The 980-nt window shown below is 59.7% G+C and carries 1 protein-coding gene; it reads left to right on the top strand.

Going from position 1 to position 980, the window contains the following annotated elements:
* A partial coding sequence (gene glgP / locus G5B42_RS11515) for an alpha-glucan family phosphorylase (RefSeq protein ID WP_181340618.1) occupies positions 1 to 980 on the top strand: 980 nt, incomplete at both ends.

Here is a 980-nt window from a genome sequence, read left to right as displayed (position 1 = left end):
CGGAAGAACGGATTGCCCAGGAAATGATTCTGGGGATCGGCGGGTACCGGGCACTGAAGGCTTTGAAGATCCCGGTTGACATCTATCATTTCAACGACAGCCATCCGGTCTTTGCCGGAACGGAGATTATCCGGGAGCTGATGGATGAAGAAGGGCTGAGCTTTGACGAGGCGTGGGCCAAAGCCCGGGAGAAGATCGTCTTCACCACCCATACGCCGGTGAAAGCCGGTAACGAAGAGCACGACCATGAGCTTTTGCAATACATGGGCGCTTACAACGGGCTGACCTTCGGCCAGATGCTGCGTTTGGGCGGCGAACCCTTCTCCATGACCGTGGCCGGTTTGCGCCTGGCGAAAAAAGCGAACGCCGTTGCCCAGTTGCACGGGGAGACCGCCCGCCGGATGTGGAGCGGGGTGACCGGGGCGGCCGAGATCATCGCCATCACCAACGGGGTCTTTCCGGGCGCCTGGCAGGACCCGGAGATCGCCAAGGCCTTTGCCCGTAACGAAGATCTCTGGGCCCCGCACCAGCAGGCGAAACGGGAGATGATTGCCGAGATCTACCGGCGCAACGGCGTCCAGCTTGACGAGGAAGTTTTGACCATCGGGTTTGCCCGCCGGGCGGCGCCCTATAAACGTGGTAATCTCATCTTTACCAAACCGGAAGTGATCGGGGAGTACCTGGAAAGCGGGAAACTCCAGATTATCCTGTCCGGGAAGGCCCACCCCAACGATCTGACGGGGAAAGACATTGTAGCCGAGATGTACCGGATGTCCAAACGGTACCCCAAGAGCGTGGTCTTTCTTGAGGACTATGACATAAAGATCGGGCGGTTACTGACCAGAGGGTGTGACGTCTGGTTGAACAACCCGCGGCGTCCGCAGGAAGCCAGCGGGACTTCGGGGATGAAGGCCGCGATGAACGGGGTCTTGAACTTCAGTGTCCTTGACGGCTGGTGGCCGGAGGGCTGTGTCCACGGG

The sequence above is a fragment of the Capillibacterium thermochitinicola genome, assembly GCF_013664685.1.
Classification (GTDB): domain Bacteria; phylum Bacillota; class UBA4882; order UBA10575; family UBA10575; genus Capillibacterium; species Capillibacterium thermochitinicola.
Note: the sequence above shows the minus strand (reverse complement) of the source record. Positions and strands in the feature narration are given on the sequence as shown.